Annotated in this window: 28 protein-coding genes; 22 read left to right on the top strand and 6 right to left on the bottom strand. The window is 37.4% G+C overall.

What is annotated here, in order from left to right; all coding sequences use genetic code 11:
* Positions 1 to 2: 2 nt before the first annotated feature.
* From nrdI to R0K30_RS12260, 4 genes are all read left to right on the top strand, one after another.
* Positions 3 to 395 (top strand): class Ib ribonucleoside-diphosphate reductase assembly flavoprotein NrdI, encoded by a 393-nt coding sequence (gene nrdI, locus R0K30_RS12275; protein WP_041816236.1) that lies wholly within the window; start codon positions 3 to 5, stop codon positions 393 to 395.
* Complete coding sequence (nrdE, locus tag R0K30_RS12270; RefSeq protein WP_099725756.1) at positions 355 to 2457, top strand: class 1b ribonucleoside-diphosphate reductase subunit alpha; 2103 nt, start codon at positions 355 to 357, stop codon at positions 2455 to 2457. The genes nrdI and nrdE overlap by 41 nt, the downstream gene beginning before the upstream one ends.
* A 17-nt stretch (positions 2458 to 2474) precedes the next feature.
* Entirely contained in the window at positions 2475 to 3455 is a 981-nt protein-coding gene (gene nrdF / locus R0K30_RS12265) for a class 1b ribonucleoside-diphosphate reductase subunit beta (protein ID WP_024424085.1), read from the top strand.
* 84 nt (positions 3456 to 3539) lie between these two features.
* Positions 3540 to 4157, top strand: a complete 618-nt coding sequence (locus tag R0K30_RS12260; RefSeq protein WP_099725755.1) for a hypothetical protein — start codon at positions 3540 to 3542, stop codon at positions 4155 to 4157.
* A 67-nt stretch (positions 4158 to 4224) separates the two neighbouring features.
* Here R0K30_RS12260 and R0K30_RS12255 read toward each other — a convergent pair whose 3' ends face one another.
* Positions 4225 to 4983: an N-acetylmuramoyl-L-alanine amidase gene (locus R0K30_RS12255; protein ID WP_410610919.1), complete on the bottom strand. Its 759-nt coding sequence runs from the start codon at positions 4981 to 4983 to the stop codon at positions 4225 to 4227.
* A 320-nt stretch (positions 4984 to 5303) separates the two neighbouring features.
* Here R0K30_RS12255 and spoVK point away from each other — a divergent pair, with 320 nt between their 5' ends.
* The 5 genes from spoVK (at position 5304) to glnA (ending at position 10843) form a co-directional block, all read left to right on the top strand.
* Positions 5304 to 6263 carry a stage V sporulation protein K gene (spoVK, locus tag R0K30_RS12250; RefSeq protein WP_048239875.1) on the top strand — a complete coding sequence of 320 codons (960 nt, stop codon included), beginning with the start codon at positions 5304 to 5306 and terminating at the stop codon, positions 6261 to 6263.
* Positions 6264 to 6384: 121 nt separating this feature from the next.
* Entirely contained in the window at positions 6385 to 7647 is a 1263-nt protein-coding gene (gene hflX / locus R0K30_RS12245) for a GTPase HflX (RefSeq protein WP_410610916.1), read from the top strand.
* A gap of 18 nt (positions 7648 to 7665) precedes the next feature.
* Entirely contained in the window at positions 7666 to 8946 is a 1281-nt protein-coding gene (locus tag R0K30_RS12240) for a methionine gamma-lyase family protein (RefSeq protein WP_367307750.1), read from the top strand.
* 91 nt (positions 8947 to 9037) lie between these two features.
* Positions 9038 to 9448: a MerR family transcriptional regulator gene (locus tag R0K30_RS12235; protein WP_327925248.1), complete on the top strand. Its 411-nt coding sequence runs from the start codon at positions 9038 to 9040 to the stop codon at positions 9446 to 9448.
* A gap of 60 nt (positions 9449 to 9508) precedes the next feature.
* Complete coding sequence (gene glnA / locus R0K30_RS12230; protein WP_060596374.1) at positions 9509 to 10843, top strand: type I glutamate--ammonia ligase; 1335 nt, start codon at positions 9509 to 9511, stop codon at positions 10841 to 10843.
* Positions 10844 to 11193: 350 nt separating this feature from the next.
* On the opposite strand, the gene R0K30_RS12225 is transcribed toward glnA, so the two are convergent.
* Positions 11194 to 11769: a hypothetical protein gene (locus R0K30_RS12225; RefSeq protein ID WP_410610913.1), complete on the bottom strand. Its 576-nt coding sequence runs from the start codon at positions 11767 to 11769 to the stop codon at positions 11194 to 11196.
* Between the two features lie 69 nt (positions 11770 to 11838).
* Here R0K30_RS12225 and R0K30_RS12220 point away from each other — a divergent pair, with 69 nt between their 5' ends.
* Positions 11839 to 12066, top strand: coding sequence for a hypothetical protein (locus R0K30_RS12220; protein WP_249704904.1), 228 nt, complete (start codon positions 11839 to 11841; stop codon positions 12064 to 12066).
* A 92-nt stretch (positions 12067 to 12158) separates the two neighbouring features.
* On the opposite strand, the gene R0K30_RS12215 is transcribed toward R0K30_RS12220, so the two are convergent.
* On the bottom strand, positions 12159 to 12290 hold the full coding sequence (locus R0K30_RS12215) for a hypothetical protein (protein ID WP_410610910.1): 132 nt from the start codon (positions 12288 to 12290) through the stop codon (positions 12159 to 12161).
* A gap of 336 nt (positions 12291 to 12626) precedes the next feature.
* Between R0K30_RS12215 and R0K30_RS12210 the strand changes: the two genes are divergently transcribed.
* From R0K30_RS12210 to R0K30_RS12165, 10 genes are all read left to right on the top strand, one after another.
* Positions 12627 to 13757 (top strand): response regulator aspartate phosphatase, encoded by a 1131-nt coding sequence (locus R0K30_RS12210; RefSeq protein ID WP_410610908.1) that lies wholly within the window; start codon positions 12627 to 12629, stop codon positions 13755 to 13757.
* 729 nt (positions 13758 to 14486) lie between these two features.
* The gene (locus R0K30_RS12205) at positions 14487 to 16415 is read left to right on the top strand and encodes a T7SS effector LXG polymorphic toxin (protein WP_410610906.1); all 1929 of its coding nucleotides are present in this window, start codon (positions 14487 to 14489) and stop codon (positions 16413 to 16415) included.
* Positions 16416 to 16417: 2 nt separating this feature from the next.
* Positions 16418 to 16906, top strand: a complete 489-nt coding sequence (locus tag R0K30_RS12200) for an immunity protein YezG family protein (protein WP_268486056.1) — start codon at positions 16418 to 16420, stop codon at positions 16904 to 16906.
* 126 nt (positions 16907 to 17032) lie between these two features.
* Positions 17033 to 17362, top strand: a complete 330-nt coding sequence (locus R0K30_RS12195; protein WP_410610905.1) for a YolD-like family protein — start codon at positions 17033 to 17035, stop codon at positions 17360 to 17362.
* Complete coding sequence (locus R0K30_RS12190) at positions 17355 to 18623, top strand: Y-family DNA polymerase (RefSeq protein ID WP_410610903.1); 1269 nt, start codon at positions 17355 to 17357, stop codon at positions 18621 to 18623. The genes R0K30_RS12195 and R0K30_RS12190 overlap by 8 nt, the downstream gene beginning before the upstream one ends.
* 772 nt (positions 18624 to 19395) lie before the next feature.
* On the top strand, positions 19396 to 19746 hold the full coding sequence (locus R0K30_RS12185) for a DUF1093 domain-containing protein (RefSeq protein WP_249705378.1): 351 nt from the start codon (positions 19396 to 19398) through the stop codon (positions 19744 to 19746).
* A gap of 51 nt (positions 19747 to 19797) precedes the next feature.
* Positions 19798 to 20841, top strand: a complete 1044-nt coding sequence (locus tag R0K30_RS12180; RefSeq protein ID WP_410610900.1) for a YdcF family protein — start codon at positions 19798 to 19800, stop codon at positions 20839 to 20841.
* Between the two features lie 144 nt (positions 20842 to 20985).
* Positions 20986 to 21120, top strand: coding sequence for a hypothetical protein (locus tag R0K30_RS12175; protein WP_257736826.1), 135 nt, complete (start codon positions 20986 to 20988; stop codon positions 21118 to 21120).
* 126 nt (positions 21121 to 21246) lie between these two features.
* The gene (locus tag R0K30_RS12170; protein ID WP_410610898.1) at positions 21247 to 23166 is read left to right on the top strand and encodes a T7SS effector LXG polymorphic toxin; all 1920 of its coding nucleotides are present in this window, start codon (positions 21247 to 21249) and stop codon (positions 23164 to 23166) included.
* Positions 23166 to 23639, top strand: a complete 474-nt coding sequence (locus R0K30_RS12165) for an antitoxin YezG family protein (protein ID WP_099725746.1) — start codon at positions 23166 to 23168, stop codon at positions 23637 to 23639. The genes R0K30_RS12170 and R0K30_RS12165 overlap by 1 nt, the downstream gene beginning before the upstream one ends.
* A 237-nt stretch (positions 23640 to 23876) precedes the next feature.
* On the opposite strand, the gene R0K30_RS12160 is transcribed toward R0K30_RS12165, so the two are convergent.
* Positions 23877 to 24083 (bottom strand): macro domain-containing protein, encoded by a 207-nt coding sequence (locus tag R0K30_RS12160; RefSeq protein WP_410610895.1) that lies wholly within the window; start codon positions 24081 to 24083, stop codon positions 23877 to 23879.
* A 21-nt stretch (positions 24084 to 24104) separates the two neighbouring features.
* On the bottom strand, positions 24105 to 24260 hold the full coding sequence (locus R0K30_RS12155; protein WP_230030196.1) for a macro domain-containing protein: 156 nt from the start codon (positions 24258 to 24260) through the stop codon (positions 24105 to 24107).
* Positions 24261 to 24376: 116 nt separating this feature from the next.
* Between R0K30_RS12155 and R0K30_RS12150 the strand changes: the two genes are divergently transcribed.
* Positions 24377 to 24919 carry a GNAT family N-acetyltransferase gene (locus R0K30_RS12150; protein WP_334749228.1) on the top strand — a complete coding sequence of 181 codons (543 nt, stop codon included), beginning with the start codon at positions 24377 to 24379 and terminating at the stop codon, positions 24917 to 24919.
* A 140-nt stretch (positions 24920 to 25059) separates the two neighbouring features.
* Positions 25060 to 25638: an undecaprenyl-diphosphatase gene (locus R0K30_RS12145; RefSeq protein WP_410610892.1), complete on the top strand. Its 579-nt coding sequence runs from the start codon at positions 25060 to 25062 to the stop codon at positions 25636 to 25638.
* A gap of 52 nt (positions 25639 to 25690) precedes the next feature.
* Here R0K30_RS12145 and R0K30_RS12140 read toward each other — a convergent pair whose 3' ends face one another.
* Entirely contained in the window at positions 25691 to 26062 is a 372-nt protein-coding gene (locus R0K30_RS12140) for an iron chaperone (protein WP_410610890.1), read from the bottom strand.
* Positions 26063 to 26251 lie beyond the last annotated feature (189 nt).

Raw genomic sequence — 26251 nt, 5'->3', positions numbered from 1 at the left:
AATTGATTCAAATCGTATTTGATTCAAAAACAGGAAATGTTCAACGCTTTTTGGACAAGACCCCTTTTACAGACAAACAAAAATTGACTGGAGAAGAGTTTTTGGATACGCCGTTTATTCTCGTCACCTTTACGACAGGATTTGGACAAGTCCCTAGTACCACTCAGTCCTTTTTAGAGAAAAATGCTCACCTTTTACTAGGTGTAGCGGTGAGTGGCAACAAAGTGTGGGGAGATAATTTTGCAAAAAGTGCCGATACGATTTCTAAACAATATCAAGTTCCTATTTTGCACACCTTTGAACTAAGCGGAACAAAAAGGGATGTTGAATTGTTTACACAGGAGGTAGAAAGAATTGTCACAAAATCAGGTTCCAAAGTGGATACAATTAAATAACGAGATTATGATTCAAAAAGAAGGAAAGTTTCAGTTCGATAAGGACAAAGAAGCTGTACATAGTTATTTCGTAGATTATATTAATCAAAACACGGTCTTCTTTCACAACTTAGAAGAGAAGATTGATTACTTAATAGAAAACGACTACTATGAGGAAGAATTTTTAAGGCAATACAGCATGGCAGATATTAAAGAAGTATTCGAAGCTGCATATGCCAAAAAATTTAGATTCCCATCATTTATGAGTGCGTTTAAGTTTTACAATGATTATGCACTGAAAACAAATGATAAAAAGAAAATCCTTGAACGCTATGAAGACCGCATTTCAGTTGTGGCTCTTTTCTTCGCGGGCGGAGACAAAGAAAAAGCACTTGAGTTTGTAGAACTAATGATCAACCAAGAATATCAGCCAAGTACTCCAACATTCTTAAACGCTGGACGTAAAAGACGCGGTGAGCTGGTGAGCTGCTTCTTGCTTGAAGTGAATGACTCTTTAAACGATATTTCAAGAGCGATTGATATTTCCATGCAGCTTTCGAAACTAGGCGGCGGCGTCAGTTTGAACCTGTCAAAACTTCGTGCAAAAGGCGAAGCAATCAAAGATGTAGAAAACGCGACAAAAGGTGTCGTAGGCGTGATGAAGCTTCTTGATAATGCATTCAGGTATGCAGATCAAATGGGACAAAGACAGGGGTCAGGCAGTGCCTACCTCAATATTTTCCACAGAGATATCAATGATTTCTTAGATACGAAAAAAATCTCTGCTGATGAAGATGTTCGTGTGAAAACACTTTCCATTGGTGTTGTCATCCCAGACAAATTTATCGAGCTTGCAAGAGAAGATAAAACAGCTTACACTTTCTATCCGCACACAGTCTATAAAGAATATGGACAGCATCTTGATGAGATGGACATGGAAGAAATGTATGACGAGCTTGTGGAAAACCCGAAAGTCAAAAAAGAAAAAGTCAATCCGAGAAAACTTCTTGAAAAATTGGCTGTTTTGCGCTCAGAATCAGGCTATCCATATATCATGTTCCAAGATAATGTGAATAGAGAGCATGCGCTGAACCATATTTCACGTGTGAAATTCTCAAACCTTTGCTCAGAAGTGCTTCAGGCTTCAGAGGTATCTTCTTACACGGACTATGATCAAGAAGATGAGATCGGTCTGGATATTTCTTGTAACCTTGGTTCATTAAATATCATGAATGTCATGAAAAACAAATCAATTGAAAAAACAGTCAAGCTTGCAACAGACTCGTTAACGCTTGTATCTGAAACAACGGATATTCGCAATGCACCGGCTGTTAGAAAAGCAAACAAAGCAATGAAATCAATTGGGCTTGGCGCAATGAACCTTCACGGGTATTTAGCTCAAAACCAAATGGCATATGAAAGTGAAGAAGCAAGAGATTTCGCTAATACGTTCTTTATGATGGTGAACTATTACTCGATTAAACGCTCAAGTGAGCTTGCAAAAGAAAAAGGAGAAACATTCCACCGTTATGAGGGTTCTGGCTATGCAACTGGTGAGTACTTTAATAAATATGTGGAGAATGATTTCACACCAAAAACAGAAAAAGCGGCAGCACTATTTGAAGGCATGCACATTCCAACAAAAGAAGACTGGGCAGCACTTAAAGAATTTGTAGCGGAAAATGGGATGTACCATAGCTATAGATTATGTATTGCACCAACAGGATCGATTTCTTATGTTCAATCGGCAACAGCATCTGTTATGCCAATTATGGAACGTATCGAAGAAAGAACATATGGCAACAGCAAAACATATTACCCAATGCCAGGTCTTTCAGCGCAAAACTGGTTCTTCTATAAAGAAGCGTACGATATGGACATGTTTAAAGTGGTCGATATGATCGCAACGATTCAGCAGCACGTCGATCAAGGAATCAGCTTTACATTATTCCTAAAAGATACGATGACAACGCGTGACTTAAACCGCATTGATCTTTATGCACACCATAAAGGCATTAAGACACTTTATTATGCAAGAACGAAGGATACAGGGCAGGAAGGCTGTCTTTCTTGTGTTGTTTGATTAAAGGAGAGTTTAACGTGACAAAAATTTATGATGCAGCCAACTGGTCAAAACACGAAGACGATTTTACACAAATGTTTTACAACCAAAATGTGAAGCAGTTCTGGCTTCCTGAAGAGATTTCCTTAAACGGGGATCTCTTGACGTGGAAATATTTAGGTGAAAAAGAGCGGGATACGTACATGAAGGTACTTGCTGGACTGACTTTACTTGATACAGAACAAGGAAATACAGGGATGCCGATTGTGGCAGAACATGTAGACGGTCATCAGCGTAAAGCGGTGTTGAACTTTATGGCGATGATGGAAAATGCGGTACATGCGAAATCATACTCAAATATCTTCATGACACTTGCACCAACTGAAACCATTAGTGAAGTGTTTGAATGGGTCAAGAAAAATAAATTCTTGCAGAAGAAAGCGGATATGATTGTAAGTCTATACCGTTCGATTCAAAAGGATGATCCTATTTCCTTGTTTAAAGCAATGGTTGCTTCTGTTTATTTAGAAAGCTTCCTATTTTATAGCGGCTTTTACTACCCGCTTTATTTCTATGGACAAGGAAAGCTCATGCAAAGTGGTGAAATTATTAACTTGATTTTGCGCGATGAAGCGATTCACGGTGTGTACGTTGGGTTATTAGCGCAAGAAATCTACAACAAACAAACACCTGACGTGCAAAAAGAGCTATATGATTTCTCCATTGATTTGCTGAACGAGCTTTATGAAAATGAGCTTCATTACACTGAGGATATTTATGACCAAGTCAATTTATCGCATGATGTGAAAAAGTTCATTCGTTACAATGCCAATAAAGCGTTAATGAACCTTGGATTTGCCCCTTACTTTGAAGAAGAAGAGATTAACCCGATTGTATTGAACGGACTCAATACAAAAACAAAGTCACATGATTTCTTCTCAATGAAAGGGAACGGCTACAAAAAAGCAACAGTTGAGCCGTTAAAAGATGACGACTTCTTCTTTGGAGATGAATCATAAGTAAAACGCAAAAGTCAAAACGCATCACTCGTTTTGGCTTTTTGCCATTTCTTACAACGTGTTACAAACTGGAGGTTACTGAACATGGGAAAAATGGATGAAATCATTTTAGTCGCACCGCGCAAACGTGTTTTCCAAAACGAAACACTTGCGTTTAATGGGGTGAATAGTGAAGAGGAAACAATCAAAACGATCATGAAAGAAATCGAAGAGCACTTCGAGCAGATGCGAAGAGGGGATGCAGAAGAAAATCCTGACTTCAAACAGCCGATTCCTTATGTCGTCATTAAGCGTGAAGACGAAGTGTATGTATATGAAAGACTTCAAGGCGGGGGAGAGACAAGATTACATCATAAGTTATCTCTTGGTTTTGGCGGTCATATGAATTTTATCGAAGGAAAAGATTTTGCTGAGATCCTAAAAGAAAATACGGATCGTGAGCTGGACGAGGAACTTTCGATTCAAGAAGAAGACAAACTTGAGATGAAAACCCTTGGATTAATCAATGATGATGACAACAGTGTCGGCCGTGTGCATATTGGGCTGTTATCAGCACTTGAATTATCACCTGGTGCTCATGTGGAAGTAAAAGAAATAGATCAAATCTCAGGAAAATGGATGAAAGCAGCAGACTTGAAAAAGCCTGAATACTTCGATCGTCTTGAAACGTGGTCTCAATTTGTCGTGAACATCTTAGCATAAATCAATAGACAACAAACCGGCTCTGCAGATGACTTGAGCCGGTTTGTTTCGTTATAACAGCTTCAGTTTATTGGAAAACGAATGCGTCGTGACCAGCCTGCTTCAATCTGACTACGAGGTCATCCGCATTTTGCTTTGAACGAAAAGCCCCAGCTTGTACCCGGAACATACCGCCTTCTAGTACGACTAATGCTTCGAATCCTTTGGATCTAAGTGTGGCAGCCAGCTTATCAGCATTGGCTTTCACCTTGAAAGCCCCTGCCTGCACTTTATAAAGATTACCTGCTTTTTTTTTCAACTGAAAGGCCTTCTCTAATCCATTGGCATGAGCGCGAGCAATGCCTTGAAGAAAGGAAGCATTGCGGAGCTTATTTGCATCAGCTGTCGTATCAATGAAACCGTTCTCTGTTAAAATAGCGGACATAGAAGTTTCCCGAAGAACGTGGAAGTTTGCAGTTTTCTTGCCGCGGTTGGCAAAATCAACCGAGCGGACAATTTCATCATGAAGGGCATTGCGATACGTGGTGGTCGGTGCTGAAACGCCAGGATACACAAAGCTTTCAAAACCTGTGCCCCCGCCAGCATTAATATGAATAGACACGAAATAGTCAGCTCCCCAGCTATTTGCCGCATTCGTACGCTGGGATAAAGTGACGGATTGGTCAATTGAACGACTTAAGCGGACGGAAACCCCATCATATTCACTAATCAAGATATCTCTTAGTAAAAGCGCAATTTGAAGTGTTATATTTTTCTCCAAAAGTCCATTCGCAGCAGCTCCAGAATCTGTTCCTCCGTGGCCAGGATCAATAAAAATTTTCACCATCTATTCATCACCTCGTCTTTATTTTATGAGGAAATAGAAGAATTGCCTGTACAAAATGCGGAAATCATTGAGACTCTTTTCTGCATCATTTGTGATCAAAAAGCTACATTTTTCTAAGAAAAAGCAAATTGTTGGTTTGTCCGCCCAAAATGGATGAATACAATAGAGATAGCACATCATTTCCTGGGAAACCGCAGAAATCCCTACAATAACAGGTATCTCGGGTCATTTTGACAGCAAACCTGGGCTTAAGCGGGCGATTGTCACGATTACAGCTCCACCCGAATAGAATAAAGAGAGAAGAGCGAGAGGTGAATACGTTGGAGCGAGCTGTCACATATAAAAACAACGGCCAAATCAATATTATACTTAACGGACAAAAGCAAGTATTGGTTGATGCAGATTCAGAGGCAGAATACCTAGAAGCCTTGCAGAAAAATGAGGCAAAACACAGCATCTTACGGGAAATAGAGCGTGAAATGAACAGCCTTGTCGGTATGGATGAAATGAAACGAAACATAAAAGAGATTTATGCCTGGATTTTTGTCAATCAAAAAAGACAGGAACAAGGATTAAAGGTAGGAAAACAAGCGCTTCATATGATGTTCAAAGGGAATCCAGGCACAGGGAAAACAACGGTTGCGAGGCTTGTCGGAAAGCTATTCTTTGAAATGAATGTCCTCTCAAAGGGGCACTTAATTGAAGCTGAACGCGGTGATCTCGTCGGAGAGTACATTGGGCATACTGCGCAGAAAACAAGGGATTTAATTAAAAAATCACTAGGCGGCATCTTGTTCATTGACGAAGCCTATTCTCTTGCCCGCGGAGGAGAAAAGGATTTTGGAAAAGAAGCGATTGATACCCTTGTTAAACATATGGAGGATAAACAGCACGAATTTATTCTCATCCTTGCTGGTTACTCTAAGGAAATGGAACATTTTCTGTCTTTAAATCCCGGCCTTCAATCAAGATTTCCAATCAATATCAGCTTTCCTGATTATACAGTCGATCAGCTTATGGATATTGCAAAACGAATGATGGCTGACAGGGAATATGTCTTTACCCAAGAAGCAGAATGGAAGCTGCGAGATTATTTGATGCACATTAAGAGTACCACAAGTCCTGCAAAATTCAGCAATGGCCGGTTTGTGCGAAACACCATTGAAAAAGCCATTCGAACCCAGGCGATGAGACTGCTTCTTGTTGATCATTACGATAAGAAAGATTTGCTGACCATTAAAAGTCACGACCTTCAAATGAAAGAGGATACGCCTTCTTGAAATGGCGTATCCTTTTTGTGAAGAGACGCTAAAATAAACCTTCCGAATAGTGGTATACGTGTGATGTGTTTGGTATGATGGTACTACTGAAAACTTAAGTACAGAAAGGAAACAACTGACGTTGAATGAACATGAAATGACTGAAAAAGCGATCCTTGTCGGCTGTCAATTGCCGCATGTAACGGATGAACGCTTTCAATACTCAATGGAAGAATTAGCTTCCTTAACCAAAACAGCTGGCGGTGAAGCTGTCAGCGTGATGACGCAGAAAAGAAATAGACAAGACAGCGCAACATACATCGGAAAAGGGAAAGTAGAAGAGCTTGAAGTACTTTGCGAGGAATTAGCATGTGATGTTATTATTTTTAACGATGAGCTCTCTCCAAGCCAGTTAAAAGCGTTGGCGACTGCCCTAGATGTGAAAATTATTGATCGTACGCAATTGATTTTAGACATCTTTGCTAAAAGAGCCCGTACAAGAGAGGGGAATCTGCAAATAGAGCTTGCCCAGCTTCAGTATGCCTTGCCGAGACTAAGTGGACAAGGGATCAGCCTCTCAAGACAAGGGGGCGGAATTGGCGCAAGAGGTCCAGGTGAAACCAAACTTGAAACAGATAGACGCCATATACGAAGCCGCATTCACGAAATTCACGGGCAGCTATCTGCAGTAAAAGAACACCGAACAAGATACCGAGAACGACGGAAGAAAAATGGTGTGTTCCAAATTGCCATTGTCGGGTATACGAATGCCGGAAAATCCACTTTGTTTAACCAGTTAACAGATGCTGATAGTCATGAAGAAGATTTGCTGTTTGCGACACTTGATCCAATGACACGTAAGATGACATTAGAATCTGGCTACAGTGTGCTGATTTCAGATACAGTTGGTTTTATTCAAGACCTTCCAACAACACTCATTGCCGCATTTCGCTCCACACTCGAAGAAGTGAAGGAAGCAGATTATTTGCTTCATGTGATCGATTCATCTAATGAGGATTACGAAGGACACGAACGGACGGTTCATGAGCTTTTAGAGGAATTAGAAGCAGACCGTATTCCTATGCTGACCGTCTATAACAAAGAAGATCAAATCAGACCGGATTTTATCCCATCTTCAAAGCAGCGACATATTTTAATCAGTGCTAGACGCGAGGAAGATGTGAAGCGGTTGAAAGCGGATATTATGGCTGAGCTGAAAAAAAACTTTTTAAAGCCATATCACGTGAAGATTCCAGCGTATGAAGGGAAGCTCATATCCGCATTAAAGTCAGAAACCCTCGTGGAATCACTAGAATTTCAAAAAGAAGCAGAGCTTTATGACATCACCGGATTTAGTGGTGAGGAGCAGACCATATTAGGTCAAATCAAGAAGTATATGTTGTAGGAAAGGAACTAAATGAAGATGTTTCACACTTTAAAACATGGCACCATTTTAGAAAAAGTAGCAGCAGAAACAGAACAAGAGATTTTACACATGCATCAGCAAATTGATCAAACGAGCGAACAAAATGAGTGGCGGGTGCTTGAAAGCTACCGAAAGCATAAAGTCAGTGACTCTCACTTTAATCCGACAACTGGATATGGCTATGATGATATGGGGAGAGACACATTGGAAAAGATCTATGCGGATGTATTCGGAGGAGAAAGCGGCCTTGTGCGCCCGCAAATTATCTCCGGAACACATGCGATTTCCATTGCCTTATTCGGTGTGCTAAGACCTGGCGATGAATTGATCTACATGACAGGGAAGCCATATGACACCCTAGAAGAAATAGTCGGGATTCGCGGCAAAGAAGGGACAGGCTCGTTAAAAGACTTCAAGATTGACTACAAAGCCATTGATTTGCGCCAAGATGGATCAGTTGATTACGACAAAGTAAAAGAGTCTATTTCCTCTAAAACAAAAGTCATCGGCATCCAGCGTTCAAAAGGCTATGCTTCAAGACCATCCTTTACAATTGAAGAAATAGGACAAATGATTTCATTTGTGAAAGAGATCAATGAGGAAATCATTGTGTTTGTTGACAACTGTTATGGTGAATTTACTGAATTACAAGAGCCGTGTCATGTGGGAGCGGATCTTATGGCTGGTTCTCTCATTAAAAATCCAGGCGGCGGTCTTGCCAAAACAGGCGGTTACATCGTCGGAAAAGAGAAATGGGTAGAAGCTTGTTCTTATCGAATGACATCTCCAGGCATCGGCAGTGAAGCGGGTGCATCGCTGTATGCGCTCCAGGAAATGTATCAAGGATTTTTCTTAGCACCGCATGTCGTTGCGCAGAGCTTAAAGGGTGCAGTGTTTACGGCTCGTTTTCTTGAAAAGCTTGGGTTCCAAACAAACCCTGCGTGGAATGCGAAAAGAACGGACTTGATTCAATCTGTAGAATTTGGAGATCCTAAAAAAATGATTGCGTTCTGCCAGGCCATTCAATATGCATCTCCGATCAACAGTCACGTCACACCGCATGCAAGCTATATGCCGGGCTATGAGGATGATGTCATTATGGCAGCTGGCACTTTTGTGCAAGGAGCTAGTATCGAATTATCAGCCGATGGTCCGATCAGGCCTCCTTATACTGCCTACGTTCAAGGCGGCCTCACGTATGCCCATGTGAAAAATGCGATTTGCAGTGCTGTAGATGCCTTATTGGAACAAGGTTTTATCGAAGTGCCTGCTCAATAAAAAAATCCATGTTAATATTCCTAACATTTCGTTGACACATAATATAACATGACATATAATAAATTTAAGCTAAGAGGAGGAGACAGTTGAGATGAGTGATAACATTCGCCGCTCAATGCCTTTATTCCCAATTGGGATTGTCATGCAGCTAACAGAATTATCTGCAAGACAAATTCGCTATTATGAGGAAAATGGTTTAATATTTCCAGCAAGAAGTGATGGGAATCGCCGATTATTTTCTTTCCATGATGTTGATAAATTACTAGAAATTAAAAACCTCATCGAACAAGGTGTAAACATGGCAGGAATCAAAAAGCTTTTTGCCAAAGCTGAGTCGGAGCATCCTGCGTCTGAAACAAAGACTGAGGAGAAAACCACAGCGAAGCACAACTTGACAGATGATGAACTCAGGAAGCTACTGAAGAAGGAACTCATTCAGGCTGGACGTTTCCAACAAGGAACGACCTTTAGGCAGGGGGATATGTCAAGGTTTTTCCGTTAACAGATTAGCAAAAGCATTGCTATAAACATTTTACCTTTTGTAGGGGAGGAGTTTTACGAAATGGCAAAGTACACAAGAGAAGATATCGTAAAATTAGTAAATGAGGAAAACGTAAAGTACATCCGTCTGCAATTTACAGACATTCTCGGAACGATTAAAAATGTTGAGATTCCTGTGAGCCAGTTAGAAAAAGCTCTCGATAACAAATGTATGTTTGACGGTTCATCTATTGAAGGTTTTGTACGTATTGAGGAATCAGATATGTATCTATACCCAGATCTCAACACATTTGTTATTTTCCCTTGGACAGCAGAAAAAGGTAAAGTTGCACGCTTTATTTGTGACATTTATAAGCCAGACGGGACGCCATTTGATGGAGACCCTCGTAACAACTTAAAGCGTGTCTTGAAGGAAATGGAAGAACTAGGATTTAGTGATTTCAACCTTGGACCTGAGCCAGAATTCTTCTTATTTAAACTAGATGAAAAAGGCGAGCCAACGCTTGAATTAAACGATAAAGGTGGATACTTTGACCTTGCACCAACAGATCTAGGCGAAAACTGCCGCCGTGATATCGTACTAGAGCTTGAAGAAATGGGTTTTGAAATTGAAGCATCTCACCACGAAGTAGCACCTGGACAGCATGAAATTGATTTCAAATATGCAGGCGCGATCCGTTCTTGTGATGACATTCAAACGTTCAAACTCGTTGTCAAAACGATTGCGAGAAAGCACGGTCTTCATGCGACATTTATGCCAAAACCATTGTTCGGTGTAAACGGATCTGGTATGCACTGTAACCTATCATTATTCAAAAATGGCAAAAACGCATTCTTTGATGAAAAAGCAGATTTACAATTAAGCGAGACGGCTAGACACTTTATCGCAGGTATCGTAAAGCATGCAACAAGCTTTACAGCGGTCACAAACCCTACGGTGAATTCTTACAAGCGTCTTGTACCCGGTTATGAAGCACCTTGCTACGTGGCATGGAGTGCACAAAACCGCAGCCCATTGATCCGTATCCCTGCATCACGCGGCATCAGCACACGTGTAGAAGTGCGCAGCGTAGACCCATCTGCAAACCCATACCTTGCACTAAGCGTATTACTTGCAGCAGGTCTAGACGGAATCAAAAACAAACTAGACGCACCAGCGCCAATCGACAGAAACATCTATGTCATGGACAAAGAAGAGCGTCTTGAAAACGGCATCTCTGACCTGCCTGCAACACTTGCAGAAGCGCTTGAGCTGCTGAAATCAAACGAAGTCATGATCAACGCACTAGGCGATCACCTATTCGAACACTTCATCGAATCAAAAGAAATCGAATGGGATATGTTTAGAACACAAGTTCACCCATGGGAACGCGATCAGTATATGTCTCAGTATTAATCGGGAAATCCCTTGGAGCCATTGGCTTCAGGGGGTTTTTGTTTTTGTGGGTGTTTTAGATAAAACATTCATCACCCGCAAAAAATCTAGAGAATTATACATCAAGCAATGATCAGAGCAGGCTCTTTCTTTAAGGTTCCTGCTGTTCACAAAATCAATTATGACGGCTAACAATCAGGTGCGGCTTAGATCAAATAAAAGGAGACTGTAACCATGCGTATTTAATAATCAAAAGCCGATCCGCTTTAAGCAATAAGGCAAAAGTCAGGCTAGAAACCTATTAAAATAAAATATATGCGAATGTCTATAAGTGTTAGAAAAAGCATTGAAATGAGTAACCCCCCTGTCTTTTATTGGATAGGGGGTTCTTCTTCTATGTCCTGATTTTTTTGATCAAGTGCCGAGGAAATAATATCAAGACCAATATATAAAAAACTAACAAAAAAAGATAAAATCAATACACCGTTGCCCCAAATAGAAACTTCAACTATATTCAAGTTGAGTACATATTTAATCGAGAAATAAATAAGGGCCCATGAAGCAAAAAATTCTAAAATATAGGTGGCCCATTTAGGTACCTTTAACAAAAAAGTGATTCCTTTTCCTATGATTAACACTATGAATGACCAAAAAATTACAATGATACTAACCAGCAATGAGAAAGTCATCAAAGAAAAAAACGAATCATAAGTTATGTATTCTCCAAAAAGAAAGTTTACTCCTAATGAGACTAAATAAAGCAAGGCGCTCGGAATTGCGATAACGAAACTTAGGGAAAATAATATTAGTAAAATAAGAAGTGAGGCAACAATGGTGCCAGGGGCTTCATCTACAATGTTTTTTTTCTTTCTTAAAATAGTATAGAGTATGATCGATACTAAAAGGAGCACTAAAAAAGTCAGTGAAATAACATAAGAAAAAGACATGAATACCCTCCATAAAAAAGCGCTATTAGAAAACTAATAGCATTTTTATTTATTCAAAGAAGATTAATGATGAACTTTACCAAAGTCTTAGCAACATCTCTAGGCACGCCCAATTTGATAAAAGCAATTTGTGAACTGTTTTTCCGTCCACTTTTCCCCATTATTTTTGCAATTTTAACTGAATTCTTTCTAATCCAAGCAGCAGCCTTTGGTTTAAAGGGTTTCAACGCTTTCGACAGCACCCAACCACCAGAACGTAAAGTACCGAGGAAAAGTTTGACACCACCCCTTGAGTAGAAACATCCCCGTTTGTGGCAGTTTGAGTGGCTCAAGCCCTGGACTGAACAGGACTGATATTATTATTTGTAGCTGCTTCTTGTAAAGAGGTTTTATACACTTTCGTATGTACTGGTGGTGTTGATTTTAGCTGGTTCTGCTGCAAAAGCAGTAGTCGTACCAAAACCAGAAGTTAATAAAGTTGCACTGAGTAGTACAGGAACAAATTTTTCTCTGAATGTCATGTTAAATTCGCCTCCGAAAAATTTAATGAAGAGGCTGTTTATATTGTTAGAAAAGTCTTGTTGTTTATGCCTCAATTATAAAATAATGTATCAAAAAAAACAGTGAAATTCTCCCTATTCTCTTTATATTACTGGTATTAAAATCACTTCACTTTATATTACAAAGATTGTTACAAAATCCATATTAAGCGTTAATGGTGACTTTGAACTGTATTTTTTTATAATATGAGATAGATTCATGTATTCATTTCAATGTATTTTGGTTTAATAGAATAATTGCGGTTTCTTTTCGGTGTGGAATTATTCTGAAAATGATAATATATGTCATTATAGAGAATGGAAGGGGATGCCGGTTCTTCTCAAGTTGGTATCAAGATAAATGAATGGTATAGATTTATAAGAACATTCAGTGTGCCAGATGCAGAGTATTTAAAGGAACAGGTAGAAAGAGAAATAGAGAATATGGAAGAGGATCAAGATTTACTACTTTACTATCAATTGATGGAATTTAGGCATCGACTTATGCTTGAGAGCCTTGAGCCTATTGAAATGAATCAACAACGCCCCACTTTACCCAACTTACTCAAAGAAATCGAGCACAAACAATCCCACGTCAAAGGGACGCTTGACTACTATTCAAACTTCTTTAGAGGTATGCACGAATTCCACAACAAAAATTATGTTGCTGCTATTAATTTTTACAAGGTGGCAGAAGAACATTTGAAGAATGTACCTGATGATATCGAGAGAGCAGAATTCCATTATAAACTAGCTGACGCTTATTATCGCATTGATCAACATTTTGTTTCATTGAACCACTTGGAAAAAGCAAAAGAAATGTATTCAACGAGTGAATTTTACAAAGCAAAAGTAGTAGGTTGTAATATTAAATTTGGAGCGAATATGTACGACTTATATCGTTTAGACGAAGCAGAATCTTATTATAGAGAAGCTTTAAGTCTAGTTCAAGAGCTTAATGAAAAGAAAGCGCGCAGGATCGTTGGTGTTATACACCATAATATAGGACTAGTCAAAAAAAGAGCAGGGAAAATTGAAAATGCAGAAGATGAATTCCAAAAATCAATTCAAATCAAAGAACACGCCGAAACCATTTCGGGAATCAAAACCCTCTACATGTTATCATGGTTATTCTACGAAAAAGGTAAAACAGATAAAGGAAATCAATACTTTACCGATGGTATAAGCAGAGCAAATATTGCAGACGATCAAGAATATATCTCTAAATTAAAAATCATTTATGCGCTCTATGAAGAATATAATGAATTGGAGGTAAATGAAAGCCTTGTTTATTTAGAAGATAAAAATTTATGGCAAGATGTAGCAGAATTATCAGAAAAGCTTGCGGATTATAATTATCAAAAAGGGAATTTTGAAATGAACAGAGAATATTTAAAAAGGACCATCAAAGCTCAACAACAAATATTGAAGATGACGGAGGCGTTATGATGAAAAAGTTATTTCTAAGTTTAACAATTTTTTCTGTGTTATTCGCTGCCGGTTGGTCGCTTGATAAAATTATTACTTCTAAAACTTATCATGTTACAGAAAAGGCTATTACAATATAAAAAAGCCCCGCAAAGGGCTTTTTTATTTGAATATCTTTTTCATTAACTTCTCGGATGCTTTACCGGCAGCACGTCGCATAACACGTTTCCCGATAGTACCCATTTGAACGGCGTTAACGTCACCTGGGATTTTTGATGTTTTATAAAGGAATCATCTAATTTTTGATCAATAGCTTTATCCAATAATTGTCTATCTATATCAAAATTTATTTCTAGCGTCACGCACGTACTCCCTTACTATTATTATAGGAATAATCCTTCAATCATTTATTTGAAGCTAGTGGGCGCACCCACTAATCGTCCACGAAACACCCACAATGTCATTTATGAAAACATAAAATCTTTACAATGTTCGTGATCGAAAATAATATCCAAAGAAAATGCAGGTCATAATCCGCACCGAAGTTCACCCATCGAAACGCGATCAGTATATGTCTCAGTATTAATAAAGAAAACCCTCATTGCCAAGGCGATGGGGGATTTGTCTTTTACACTGAGCAAGTTTTAATTAGTAAATTAATTGGTTAAAAAACGATAAAGTGGATTAAAGTGTAAGACTCTTTATGGTATTCTAGTAAAAGAATATGCCATTAAAGGAGTCTTTTTTTATATGAAAATATTAGATGCTCCCTCGCTAATATCAGCTATAGAACAAAGGTCAAAAGCCTATCATGAACTTCAAGAAGAAATGAAACATGTGAAAAAAGCATTAAAAGGTGTATCGGGATTAGGTGATGAGTTTACTGGAAAAGGTGCAGATAATATCAAGGATTTTTATAATGATCTTGCACTTTACACGTATTCTTATCTTGATTTTATCGATATGCAAAAGGCTTTTTTAGATGGAGTGAAAGGAAAGCTTGATGATGAATCATTAGGCGGGAGTACATTTATTGATGAGCACTTCTTAGACGCTCAATTGAAGCAAGGCATTCAGAACAATAAAGATATGGTTAAGGAACAAAAAGAAGCCCTTACGGCTATTTTTGACGATGTCAGTGATCTAATTGAATTGCAGACGTTTTCCAGCAAAGAGGTAGATGAGCATTTAGATGATGTGAACGAAGAAAGAAAAGATGCGATTGAGGCATTACATAAAATAGACCATGATCTAAAAACAGAATACGCAAAGTCAGAAGCGATTGAAAAACATCTTGCAACTTTTTATTCAAAAATGATGGCTGCTACAGGACAAGGTAAGAACGCTCAGCCCATGTATTATGATGCAAAAGCATTTCACGAGACAGATGTGTACAAAAATCATGATAAAATTGATGCACAGGTGAAAGCTTACTTAAAAGTGAAAAAAGAAGAAAAAGAGAAACGAAGAATCAAAGAATTGAAGGAAAAGCTCAATGATCCTTCGTGTATATCAGTAGAGAAATACTTTGAGATTGTAGACGAAATTGGATATGAAAATCTTTCTTACGATCAAAAATTGTATTACAGCCAGCTTCTCCAGATCAAAGCGCAGGAAGAAGCATCAGAGGTATTCGTTGACAGTGTAAAAGGTGCTGCAGTTGGTCTATATGATGTGGCAAAAGATACAGTGGTTGGCATCTATGATCTTGTAACAGACCCTGGGGGTGCCGTTGAATCGGTCGTAACAGCTGTTTCACACCCAATTGAAACATCGAAAGCGATTGGAAAAGCCATTTCAGACTCATTCGAAAAAGAAGTCATAGATGGTGATGCGGATTCACGGTCACACTGGTTCGCCTATGCGACTGGTTCACTAGCAGAAATTGTCTTTGGTTCTAAAGGGACAGGAGCCATCACAAAAACGGGGACAACGGCGGCGAAAACTACAGTGAAGAAAGGGCTTGAACAAGGAGCAAAATCATTAGACAGAGTCTCTATTCCGAATCTATTGCCGTACTCACCAAAATTTCAAATGGCTGGTGGACCGAAGCTCCCGTACAATGTATTTGACGGGGAAAAACTTAAAAATAAACTCCTCTCCATGGCTAAGCGTCTAGACAACAACTCAGGCTACGGCATCTCTCAGACAGGCAGACGCTTACCAGCACAAAAATCACCGCCAACCGTTGTCAGTTACGGAGACCACTATGTAAGATGGAAACGTAAAAAAGTATTAAAACCAAATGTCGTTTATACAACAAAGCAAGGGTACACCTACACAACCGACCACTACGGAAGAATTGTCAAAGTCGAAGCAAGTGATTTAAAATACGGAGAGGTCAAAAGAAACCAATACGCCCAATCTAATTCAGGCAAGCCAGATCGATTACTGGATGATGATGGTGGGCATTTAATTGCGTCAATTTTTAAAGGTTCAGGTGATATTGATAACCTGCTTCCGATGAATTCACAGATTAATCGAAGTGGCGGGAAATGGTATAACATGGAGCAGGAATGGTTGGCAGCCTTGAGGAAAAAGCTGCCTGAGACTGTATCAGTTAAGATCGAACCTGTTTATAAAAATGATTCAATGAGACCAGATCGTTTCATTGTTAAATATTCAATAGCAGATGGTGATTTTAAAAGAACAATTATCAAAAATCAAAAAGGTGGATAAAAATGGAATTAGAGAAACTAGATACTCTTTATGGTGAAATTGCAAAAACTATTAATGAAATGATACCAAAAGAATGGGAAGAAGTTTGTTTATATGCAGAGGTACTCGACGATTCTGCAGAGATTAATTTTTATTATAAATTAATGGGTGAAAATGAATATCGTTACTCACATAATATACCTGAAGATCATACTGTAAGTGAATCAATCTATAACGAGTATTTAATAAAATTACATGATTTATTTGAAGAGCTACAACAAGCGTATGAATTAATTAATCCAGAAAAATGGACAAATCTAACTCTAAAATTAGATGCAAATGGAAAATTCTCTTTAGACTTAGATTACGAAGATGTATTGAACCAAGGAATGTATTCATCAGAAAGAGAAGCAATTTGGGCATACGAGCATCTAGGGATATACCCAAAAAGAGAATCACTTAGAGAATTTCTCGAAGAACATATAAAAAATAAAGATGAAAACAATAACTAACACATTACCCTCCAAATAAAGGAGGGCTTTTAAATACCAATATTTACATCGAACAAAAGTTCTCTAAACTTATTAATAAAGAACGTTTGTTCTGTTACTATTTAATCATTCAAAAGGAGTGGTTAAATGCTTAGAGACAGAGGAACGATTAAATGGACAGCTATGATGTTGCCTGAGCATGTTGCACGACTTAAACAAGACCTAGCAGAAACGAAAAAAACAGATAAACCAATTATAGATGAACAACAAGCAGAAGAATTTGAAGCAACAATTGCTTACGCAATGAGTGTTAACAAGCCATTAATTTTTTCAATTTATGAGTCAGGAGTTGTCAATCAACATAAAGGTTTCACACAATACATCAATTACGAAAAGAAGATGCTACATATAAAGGATATGTCAGATGATATTCACTTTGTTTTGTTAGATGCCATAGTGGGTGTTTCTTATGGTTGATTACACCAAGTTTCCACATCACAAGATACTGTGTGTAGACATGAAATCTTTTTATGCTTCCATATCAGTAGTTATGTTGGGATTAGATCCCCTAGAGTGTTATTTAGCTGTAGTGGGCAACACAGAGAGACAAGGGAGTGTCGTGTTAGCAGCAAGCCCCAAACTTAAACAAGATTTTAAAATTAAAACTGGTTCAAGGTTATTTGAAATTCCAGATGATCCAAGAATCCATATAGTTAATCCTAAGATGGATACATTTATTAACGTATCAACAAAAATTACACAATTGTTTTATCGATATGTCCCAGAATGCGATGTACACACTTATTCCATTGACGAATCGTTTTTAAAAGTCGATGGAGTTATGAGGATGTGGCACAGTGTTGAGGAAATTGCTGAACATATACAAGATGCAATAATGAGAGAGTTCGGTTTACCTTGTACAATCGGCATCGGAGACAACATGTTAATTAGCAAGCTCGCTCTTGATTTAGAAAGTAAGAAAGTACCGAACGGTATAGTTAGATGGAGATATGAAGACATTCCAGAAAAACTGTGGCCAGTTAGACCAATCTCTAAGATGTGGGGAATAGGTAGACGAATGGAACAAAACTTGAATCGAATGGGCATATACACAGTTGGTGCATTAGCTAAATATTCACTCGAAACCTTAGAAAAGAAATTCGGAGTAATGGGTAACCAAATGTTCCACCATGCTTGGGGAATTGATTTGTCTGAGATAGGCGCTCCAGTCTTACAGGGACAAGTTAGTTTCGGGAAAAGTCAGATTCTACTCAGAGACTATACGACAAAAGAAGAAATCAAAGCAGTGATTCTTGGAATATGCGAAGAGGTAGCTAAACGAACGAGAGATCATAACAAAGTAGGGAGGACGATTAGCTTAGGTATCGGATACAGCAAAGAAGAATATTCTGGAGGGTTCCACAGAAGTAAGACAATTGAAAGCCCAACCAATATCACTATGGACATCTATAACACGTGTATTGAGTTGTTTAACACGTTTTATCAGCATAAGACGGTTAGAAGTATTTCAGTCACATTAAGTAAAATTGAAGAAGATGCTAACCAGCAGTTAACTTTATTTGATGAAAGAGGATTAGAGAAAAAAAGACAGTTGGGTTATGTTATGGATGGCATTAGAAATAAATATGGTTCAAAAGCATTGTTGAGGGCAGTTTCATACACGAAAGGCGGTACTGCATTGTACAGAGCTGGTTTAACTGGTGGTCATAGAAGCTAATATTGAAAATATGAATTTTTTCAGTTATAGATAACTAATACTGCATTAAATCACCAATCATTTGGTGATTTGTTCGCATGTTATAATTTTGAAAGTGACAATATTGTTATATAGATACAGTGATTGTCACATGATATTGTAGTGAGCCTTATTATAATATGATATGTTAAAGATGTAAGGAAAAATAATGGATGTCTAAATTGCATCTCAGATAATGAAGTTATTATACGTATGCAATTTAGAATTTAAAAGGAGTAAGCAATGAATAAAAGAATAAAGAGTTTAGATTTCATTAGAGGTTTTGCAATATGTGGTATTTTGTTAATTAATATACCGGCATAGATTTATGTCTCGTAGATTAACCTTTTTATTAATTTTAGGTATTATTCATATGCTAGCTATATTTTGGGGAAGTATATTAGTGCCTTATGCTTTGCTGAGATTTATTGTTATGGGGTTATATGGATTATCATCTAGTATATTAAAAAACATAGCCATAAGCATTATGTCTCTTTACCTTGTTAGTGTTATTATAAAATCTTTTCATATAGAATTTATGGGATGAGATTTTATCGTGAATGACAGTATACTAATTCTTAACTTCTTCATAGTAGGATTATATATGGTTAAAAGTCGGTATATATACAGTGAAGATTCTATAGTATCAAAAATAAATAGAAATAAGTATATATTCTTATCAAGTGTGTCAATAATGATTATTGTTGTAATTATATATACAGCACTTTATTAGATTAAAGAGGAGAATAAAATTATGGCTAAGTTAGCATTAATATTATTTTTAGTTATTATAGGAATTGCATCATTCGGAGGGTATTATTTATTTTCTGATCAAGGTTACTATAAAACAAATGATTATTATATTTATAATACTGAGGACCCTAAAATAAAACATGAGACAAATGATCAAGGGGAGTCAAACAAGTATTATATTTATGAAGTATCAGGTTATAAAGATGGTAAGAGTGAAAATCTTAAATTGAGCTTATTGAGTCCAATTAAGAAGAATCAAGCATACCTTGTCAAATGGGAAGAGAGAAGAGCTATAGTAAGTAAGATAAAAGAAATATCTAAGTCTAAGTTTGAAAAAAATAAGAATCCATAAACATTATAGCATGTTTATGGATTCTTAAATAATTATGAATTGGAGAATATTATGGATATATGGCTGATTTTATTTTTATGGTTTCTATTTATAATATCAGTAATCGGTTTAATACTATCAATATTGTATGATCGAAGAAATATGATTAACGGTTTTTTGGTAATAACTTCCATAGGTTTATTTCCCTTTAGCCTCATCTCACTGCTAGGTAAAGTTCCTATGATACCCAATTTAGGCATACTCTTACTAGTTATTATTATGGTCTTCTATTCCAGTTTTTTATGGTGGTTTATACCTTTATTTTTATATAATGGAATTAAAATAAGAAAATTAGAAGGTAAAAGGTTTACAAATAGCTTAACATTAATCGTTTTATTTAGTTTAATCTTATATATAATATGTATTCAGATTTTAAATAATTATCAGTATATTAGGGAGATAGGGTTTATTAGTATTGGAATTACACTCGTTTATGCATATTTTATATTACATATTACAGTTTTTATAAACACATATTTATTGCAAAAATTGCCTATACTTGAACGTCCTGATTTTATTATTGTCTTAGGTAGTGGCTTAATAAATGATAAAGTACCCCCTTTACTAGCAAGTAGAATTGATAAAGCTATTGAAATCCGTAACAAATATGAGAATAATGAAAGTATTAAAATAATATTTTCTGGCGGCCAGGGAGAAGATGAAAGTTTACCCGAAGGGAAAGCAATGGCAAACTATGCTAAACAAAAAGGTTTAAATGATAATGTCATAATAGAAGAAACACGCTCTAAAACAACGGAAGAAAACATTCTTTATTCAAAAGATATAATGAGTAGATTGAGTAAGAACTATAAGGCTGTATTAGTATCGAATAATTTCCATATATTAAGAGCATCTTTAATAGCTAAAGAAATGGGTTTAAAAATATATGGTTATGGTTCTAAGACAAAGCTTTATTTTTGGATAAATGCCTTTATAAGAGAGTATGTAGCTATTCTAAGTATGAAGAAGCGACAACATTCATTAATTATTGGTATAGTTATGTTCTTAACAATTTTAGCTATTTTAATAAGTGTAATAGCAAGAGTTATATATTAAGGAAAAGACGTAATATTTTTAATTTATTCCGTGATGCAGCGGTGGGACGGGGACACTGTTTATTTCATTCGTTAACATCTCAGTAATTCGAAGTCTTCTGGCTTTAAAATCTTGTACGCTTATAGGAAAGGAGGTCATATGATCATGAAAAAAATAATGATGATGATTACTACTGCTTTGCTATTAGGTACAATTCTTGGAATGCCTGTTGGACAACAAACTCAAGCAGATGCTAAAAATGAGGTAGTGTTACTATTCTCTAGAGGTGCAGGATCATAAAAGCGATAGGGTTTTAATCCACCACTACGGAGGATAATTGGTTAAAAAACGATAAAGTGGATTAAAGTGTCAGGCTCCTTATGGTATTCTAGTAAAAGAATATTCCATAAAAGGAGTCTTTTTTATATGAAAATATTAGATGCTCCATCTTTACTATCAGCTGTCGAACAGAGGTCAAAGGCCTATCATGAGCTTCAAGAAGAGATGAAACTTGTGAAAAAAGCATTAAAAGGCGTATCGGGATTAGATGAGTTTACTGGAAAAGGTGCAGATAATATCAAAGCTTTTTATAATGATCTTGCACTATACACAGACACTTATCTTGATTTTATCGATATGCAAAAGGCTTTTTTAGATGGAGTGAAAGGAAAGCTGGATGGTGAATCATTAGGCGGGAGTACATTTATTGATGAGCACTTCCTAGATGCTCAATTGAAGCAAGGCATTCAGAACAATAAAGATATGGTCAAGGAACAAAAAGAAGCTCTTTCCACTATTTTTGACGATATCAGTGATTTAATTGAATTACACACATTTTCAAGTAAAGAGGTCAATGAACATTTAGACGATGCGAACAAAAAAAGAAAAGAGACAATTGATGCTTTACATAAAATAGATCATGAGCTAAAAACAGAATACGCAAAATCAGAAGCGATTGAGAATCACCTCAAAACTTTTTATGCAAAGATGATGGCTGCTACAGGAAAAGGAAAGAACGCTCAGCCCATGTATTATGATGCAAAAGCATTTCATGAGACAGGTGTGTACAAGAATCATGATAAAATCGATGCACAGGTGAAAGCATATTTAAAAGTGAAAAAAGAAGAAAAAGAGAAACGAAGAATTAAAGAATTGAAAGAAAAGCTCAATGATCCTTCGTGTATATCAGAAGCGAAATACTTTGAGATTGTAGACGAAATTGGATATGAAAATCTTTCTTACGATCAAAAAATGTATTACAGCCAGCTGCTCCAAATCAAAGCGCAGGAAGAAGCATCAGAGGTATTCGTTGATAGTGTAAAAGGTGCTGCAGTTGGTCTATATGATGTGGCCAAAGATACAGTGACCGGAATATATGATCTTGTGACAGACCCTGGTGGTGCCGTTGAATCGGTCGTAACAGCTGTTTCACACCCAATTGAAACATCGAAAGCGATTGGAAAATCGATTTCAGACTCATTCCAAAAAGAAGTCGTAGATGGTGATGCGTATTCTCGTTCACACTGGTTCGCCTATGCAACTGGTTCACTAGCAGAAATCGTCTTTGGTTCCAAAGGGGCAGGAGCCATCACAAAAACAGGGACAACAGCGGCTAAAACAACAGTGAAGAAAGGGCTTGAACAAGGAGCAAAATCAATCGACAGAGTCTCAATTCCTAGCCTATTGCCATATTCACCAAAGTTTCAAAGGGCTGGTGGACCGAAGCTACCGTATAACGTTTTTGACGGCGAAAATCTCAAAAATAAACTCCTCTCCATGGCAAAGCGACTCGACAACAATTCAGGCTACGGAATCTCTCAGACAGGCAGACGATTACCAGCACCTAAATCACCACCGGCTGTTGTCAGTTACGGAGATCACTATGTAAGATGGAAACGTAAAAAAGTATTAAAACCAAATGTCGTTTATACAACAAAACAAGGGTACACCTACACAACCGATCACTACGGAAGGATTGTCAAAGTCGAAGCAAGTGATTTAAAATACGGAGAGATCAAAAGAAACCAATATGCTCAGTCCAATTCAGGAAAGCCTGATCGATTACTAGATGATGATGGTGGGCATTTAATTGCTTCAATTTTTAAAGGATCTGGAGATATTGATAATCTTGTGCCGATGAATGGGAATTTAAACAAAGGTGAGTGGAAAAAGCTTGAAAATACTTGGGCTGATGCTCTTCAAAATGGTGATGAAGTTAAAGTGAAGATTACACCTAACTATAAAGCGGATTCTTTACGCCCAGAAACTTTTGATATTAAATATAAAAGCGGTGATGATGAATGGGAAATCAAAAGGTTCGACAATGTGTATGGAGGTAAAAAGTAATGAATGAAGAAAAAATAGAACATTTATATAAAGAGATAGTTGATGTTGTAGTGGGAACAATACCAATTGAATGGGGAAAGGTGTATTTATATGGTGAGGTAGTTGAAGGTTCTCAAACTGTTTACTTTTATTTTTCATCTAAAGAAAATGAGGGTAAACTGGTATATAGTCATGAGATCACTGAACTTTTTGAAGTGAGTGAACATGAATACAAAGAAAGATGGCATCAATTAGTTGACTGTATCCAAGAACTTAAGAGAGAGTTTGAACAAAATGGTCAAGAACCTTGGACAAACTTCACAATGATATTTGATGAAACGGGGCATTTTAATATAGAATTTAATTATGATGACCTTTTGAATACAAACCCTCATGAAAGAAAAACTATTTGGAAATATAATCATCTAGGTATTATACCTAAAAGTAATTCTGGTAAAAAACATTTAGAAAAATACCTCTCTACATTGGAGTAACTTTTTGAGATGTTATAAAATTCGTTTTGATAGATTAAAGAAATAAAGACTAGAGAACATATTGAGAGCATCATTCCAAGCAGAAATGGTGCTCTTATTCAACACTTAGCAACAAAATAAAAATCAATACATATGGAATCAACTGTGTATTGATTAGCATGTCAAAGAAACCGATTCACGAAAGCAAAAATATCGAAAAACACAATATTCTTTTCTAATTAAATCTTTCTTTTCACTTTATCTAAACCAATAAACCGTCACTTCACAATCACCCAATACCTCTTCAATCATGTCTTCAACAATCGTCCAATCGCCGCCCGCCAGTCCGCAGCCTATCCCGTAAGGAATGGCGATGGAAGTTCGGTTTTTCTCTTCATGTGAATGGGTTACTGTGTCTTTTAGGCTTTGTAAGCAGCTGCGTAAGGCATCGTAATCAGTTTGCATTCTTTTTCTTCCGTATCCAGTTTAAGCAAATAAGTTGGCAATTGTTTTTCCGTCATTAGTTGTGATGAGTTGAACGGAGCTTAACAAGTCATCTCCTTGTTCTGTACATAATTGTTTATACTCTTTGTATACATTGGGGTATTTGCTTTTGATTTGTTTGGCTAATCCAGCGCCCATGACCCCTTTACAGTTATTGAATACAGTTCACAACAACTTGATTGTCAAAGCTAGTGTATGTCATCTAAAATATGGAGAGACTAGAAAACACGAAAGTATGCAAAGAGGAGTCATCTATGAATCAATTAGAAACGAATCGTTTAGTTCTTAGACCGTTTTGCGATGAAGATGCGGCAGGGATGCTTGAGTACTTGTCTAATCCAAGAGTAAATTGTTTTCTTAGTGATCGAATTTCTTCATTAGAAGAAGCTGTGGCTAAAGTGCAACAGAGAAAAGAAGACCATTCATATGTAGCGGTTTGTTTAAAAGAAAGCCAACAGATTATCGGTGAGTTGTTTCATTTAAAAGAGGAGCCTGATACGTATTCAATCGGCTGGAATTTCAATGCAGCATATGAAGGAAAGGGGTATGCACGTGAGAGTGCTGAGGCTCTTTTGTCCTATTTATTTGTAGAAAAGGCAGCAAGGCGGCTTTATGCCTATGTAGAAGATGATAATGTCCGTTCGCAGGCATTATGTGAGCGACTAGGCATGCGGAAAGAAGGCCTTTTTCTTGAGTTTATTTCATTTACTACATATGAGGACGGCACCCCTAAATATGAAAACACGTACCAATATGCTTTGCTAAAAAAGGAATGGGAGCAACATCACTCTCTATAAGCAGTTAGTGAATGATGTTCAGGTGACGGCAAAGTGACAAACATGTCATATGATTCCATGGTTTGTTCGTTCGATCGATGGAGCGGTCATCTCATTTCAATTATCCTTGTCATAAATCAAGTGAAAAGGGATGAAATGAGATGCAGGGATATAATGAAGATTTATTTAGGGGGGTGAATCAGCTCAGTATCGATCATGGTTACTTGAATCCGATATTCATTGGACTAGCTGAATATACAGTGCTGTTAGCAGCGCTCATGTGTCTGTTCTTTTGGTTTCAAAATCGAAGCAGCAATAGGGCGATGGTCGTATCTGCCGGATTTACTTTCATATTGGCAGAGTTAATTGGCAAAATTGCAGGAATTTTTTATTCCAACCAGCAGCCCTTTGCCGAAATGAGTCATGTCAATCTTTTGATTCAAAAGGAAGTAAATAACTCTTTTCCGAGTGATCATACCATCTTTATTTTTTCTGTTTGTCTGATCTTTTGGCTTTTTCACAAACGCCATGTTTATTGGCTGATCATTGCGTGCGCCGTTGGTTTTTCAAGGATTTGGGTAGGTGTCCATTATCCATTTGATGTCTTAGCAGGTGCTGTCATAGCGTGTTTAACAGCGGTCGCTGTTGTATATTTGCCGATATGCCAAAGGAGCGTTAATACCATTTTGTCATGTTATGAGTGGCTTGAGCAGAAAGTTGTAAGGAAGAGAACAAAATAACATGTTGCAGCAAAATATCCCGATCTGTTAATGGCTCAGATCGGGGTGTTGATTATTTTCGCCAAAACGTTGAACAATCCGCTTTGTCTTCGATATTAAATTCGATGATTTTTTTAAGTAGAGGATAATCGATGGGCAAGCTTTCTTTCATGCGAAACATCTTTTTCCCATGATCATAACCAGCTTGTACAATTTCAGCTGAAAAGTGATCAATTCCTTTTCCTTCTGGTGCGACAGAAATGTGATGTTTTGCCACGCTAAACCCAATAATAAACGTGCCGTGATCTGTGAACATGGGCTGATTCCAAGCAATTCTTGGCTCTAATTGAGGGAATGTGTCTAAAATCCATTGTAAAATGTCTTGTGTGCGCTGCTTCAGCTTTGGATTACCGATATTGCTTACATATTCTTCAAACACATGCATGATGTTTTATCCTCCAATTCCATCGACCTAATAAGCCTCAGACGGGATTCGAACCCGCACTCCTTTCGTAAGCATAGGCTAGGGGCAACACGCTTCCCTACGGAATTTCACCGACAGGAATTTCACCTGTCTCAGCTCGTGTGCTTTTCGGTGCTTCTGAAACCCTTGCCTTGCGACCCGCCAGCTACA

Source organism: Bacillus sp. SIMBA_154 (genome assembly GCF_046536015.1).
Taxonomy (GTDB): domain Bacteria; phylum Bacillota; class Bacilli; order Bacillales; family Bacillaceae; genus Bacillus; species Bacillus pumilus_P.
This window is presented reverse-complemented; position numbering and strand designations above follow the sequence as displayed.

Bases quoted from the DNA above. Each gene is read 5' to 3' on its own strand.
- R0K30_RS12260 (WP_099725755.1), top strand. From the start codon at position 3,540: ATGGGAAAAATGGATGAAATCATTTTAGTCGCACCGCGCAAACGTGTT.
- R0K30_RS12255 (WP_410610919.1), bottom strand. From the start codon at position 4,983: ATGGTGAAAATTTTTATTGATCCTGGCCACGGAGGAACAGATTCTGGA.
- R0K30_RS12240 (WP_367307750.1), top strand. From the start codon at position 7,666: ATGTTTCACACTTTAAAACATGGCACCATTTTAGAAAAAGTAGCAGCA.
- R0K30_RS12235 (WP_327925248.1), top strand. From the start codon at position 9,038: ATGAGTGATAACATTCGCCGCTCAATGCCTTTATTCCCAATTGGGATT.
- glnA (WP_060596374.1), top strand. From the start codon at position 9,509: ATGGCAAAGTACACAAGAGAAGATATCGTAAAATTAGTAAATGAGGAA.
- R0K30_RS12225 (WP_410610913.1), bottom strand. From the start codon at position 11,769: ATGTCTTTTTCTTATGTTATTTCACTGACTTTTTTAGTGCTCCTTTTA.
- R0K30_RS12220 (WP_249704904.1), top strand. From the start codon at position 11,839: ATGAACTTTACCAAAGTCTTAGCAACATCTCTAGGCACGCCCAATTTG.
- R0K30_RS12215 (WP_410610910.1), bottom strand. From the start codon at position 12,290: ATGACATTCAGAGAAAAATTTGTTCCTGTACTACTCAGTGCAACTTTA.
- R0K30_RS12210 (WP_410610908.1), top strand. From the start codon at position 12,627: ATGGAAGGGGATGCCGGTTCTTCTCAAGTTGGTATCAAGATAAATGAA.
- R0K30_RS12205 (WP_410610906.1), top strand. From the start codon at position 14,487: ATGAAAATATTAGATGCTCCCTCGCTAATATCAGCTATAGAACAAAGG.
- R0K30_RS12200 (WP_268486056.1), top strand. From the start codon at position 16,418: ATGGAATTAGAGAAACTAGATACTCTTTATGGTGAAATTGCAAAAACT.
- R0K30_RS12195 (WP_410610905.1), top strand. From the start codon at position 17,033: ATGCTTAGAGACAGAGGAACGATTAAATGGACAGCTATGATGTTGCCT.
- R0K30_RS12190 (WP_410610903.1), top strand. From the start codon at position 17,355: ATGGTTGATTACACCAAGTTTCCACATCACAAGATACTGTGTGTAGAC.
- R0K30_RS12185 (WP_249705378.1), top strand. From the start codon at position 19,396: ATGGCTAAGTTAGCATTAATATTATTTTTAGTTATTATAGGAATTGCA.
- R0K30_RS12180 (WP_410610900.1), top strand. From the start codon at position 19,798: ATGGATATATGGCTGATTTTATTTTTATGGTTTCTATTTATAATATCA.
- R0K30_RS12175 (WP_257736826.1), top strand. From the start codon at position 20,986: ATGAAAAAAATAATGATGATGATTACTACTGCTTTGCTATTAGGTACA.
- R0K30_RS12170 (WP_410610898.1), top strand. From the start codon at position 21,247: ATGAAAATATTAGATGCTCCATCTTTACTATCAGCTGTCGAACAGAGG.
- R0K30_RS12165 (WP_099725746.1), top strand. From the start codon at position 23,166: ATGAATGAAGAAAAAATAGAACATTTATATAAAGAGATAGTTGATGTT.
- R0K30_RS12160 (WP_410610895.1), bottom strand. From the start codon at position 24,083: ATGCAAACTGATTACGATGCCTTACGCAGCTGCTTACAAAGCCTAAAA.
- R0K30_RS12155 (WP_230030196.1), bottom strand. From the start codon at position 24,260: ATGGGCGCTGGATTAGCCAAACAAATCAAAAGCAAATACCCCAATGTA.
- R0K30_RS12150 (WP_334749228.1), top strand. From the start codon at position 24,377: ATGAATCAATTAGAAACGAATCGTTTAGTTCTTAGACCGTTTTGCGAT.
- R0K30_RS12145 (WP_410610892.1), top strand. From the start codon at position 25,060: ATGCAGGGATATAATGAAGATTTATTTAGGGGGGTGAATCAGCTCAGT.
- R0K30_RS12140 (WP_410610890.1), bottom strand. From the start codon at position 26,062: ATGCATGTGTTTGAAGAATATGTAAGCAATATCGGTAATCCAAAGCTG.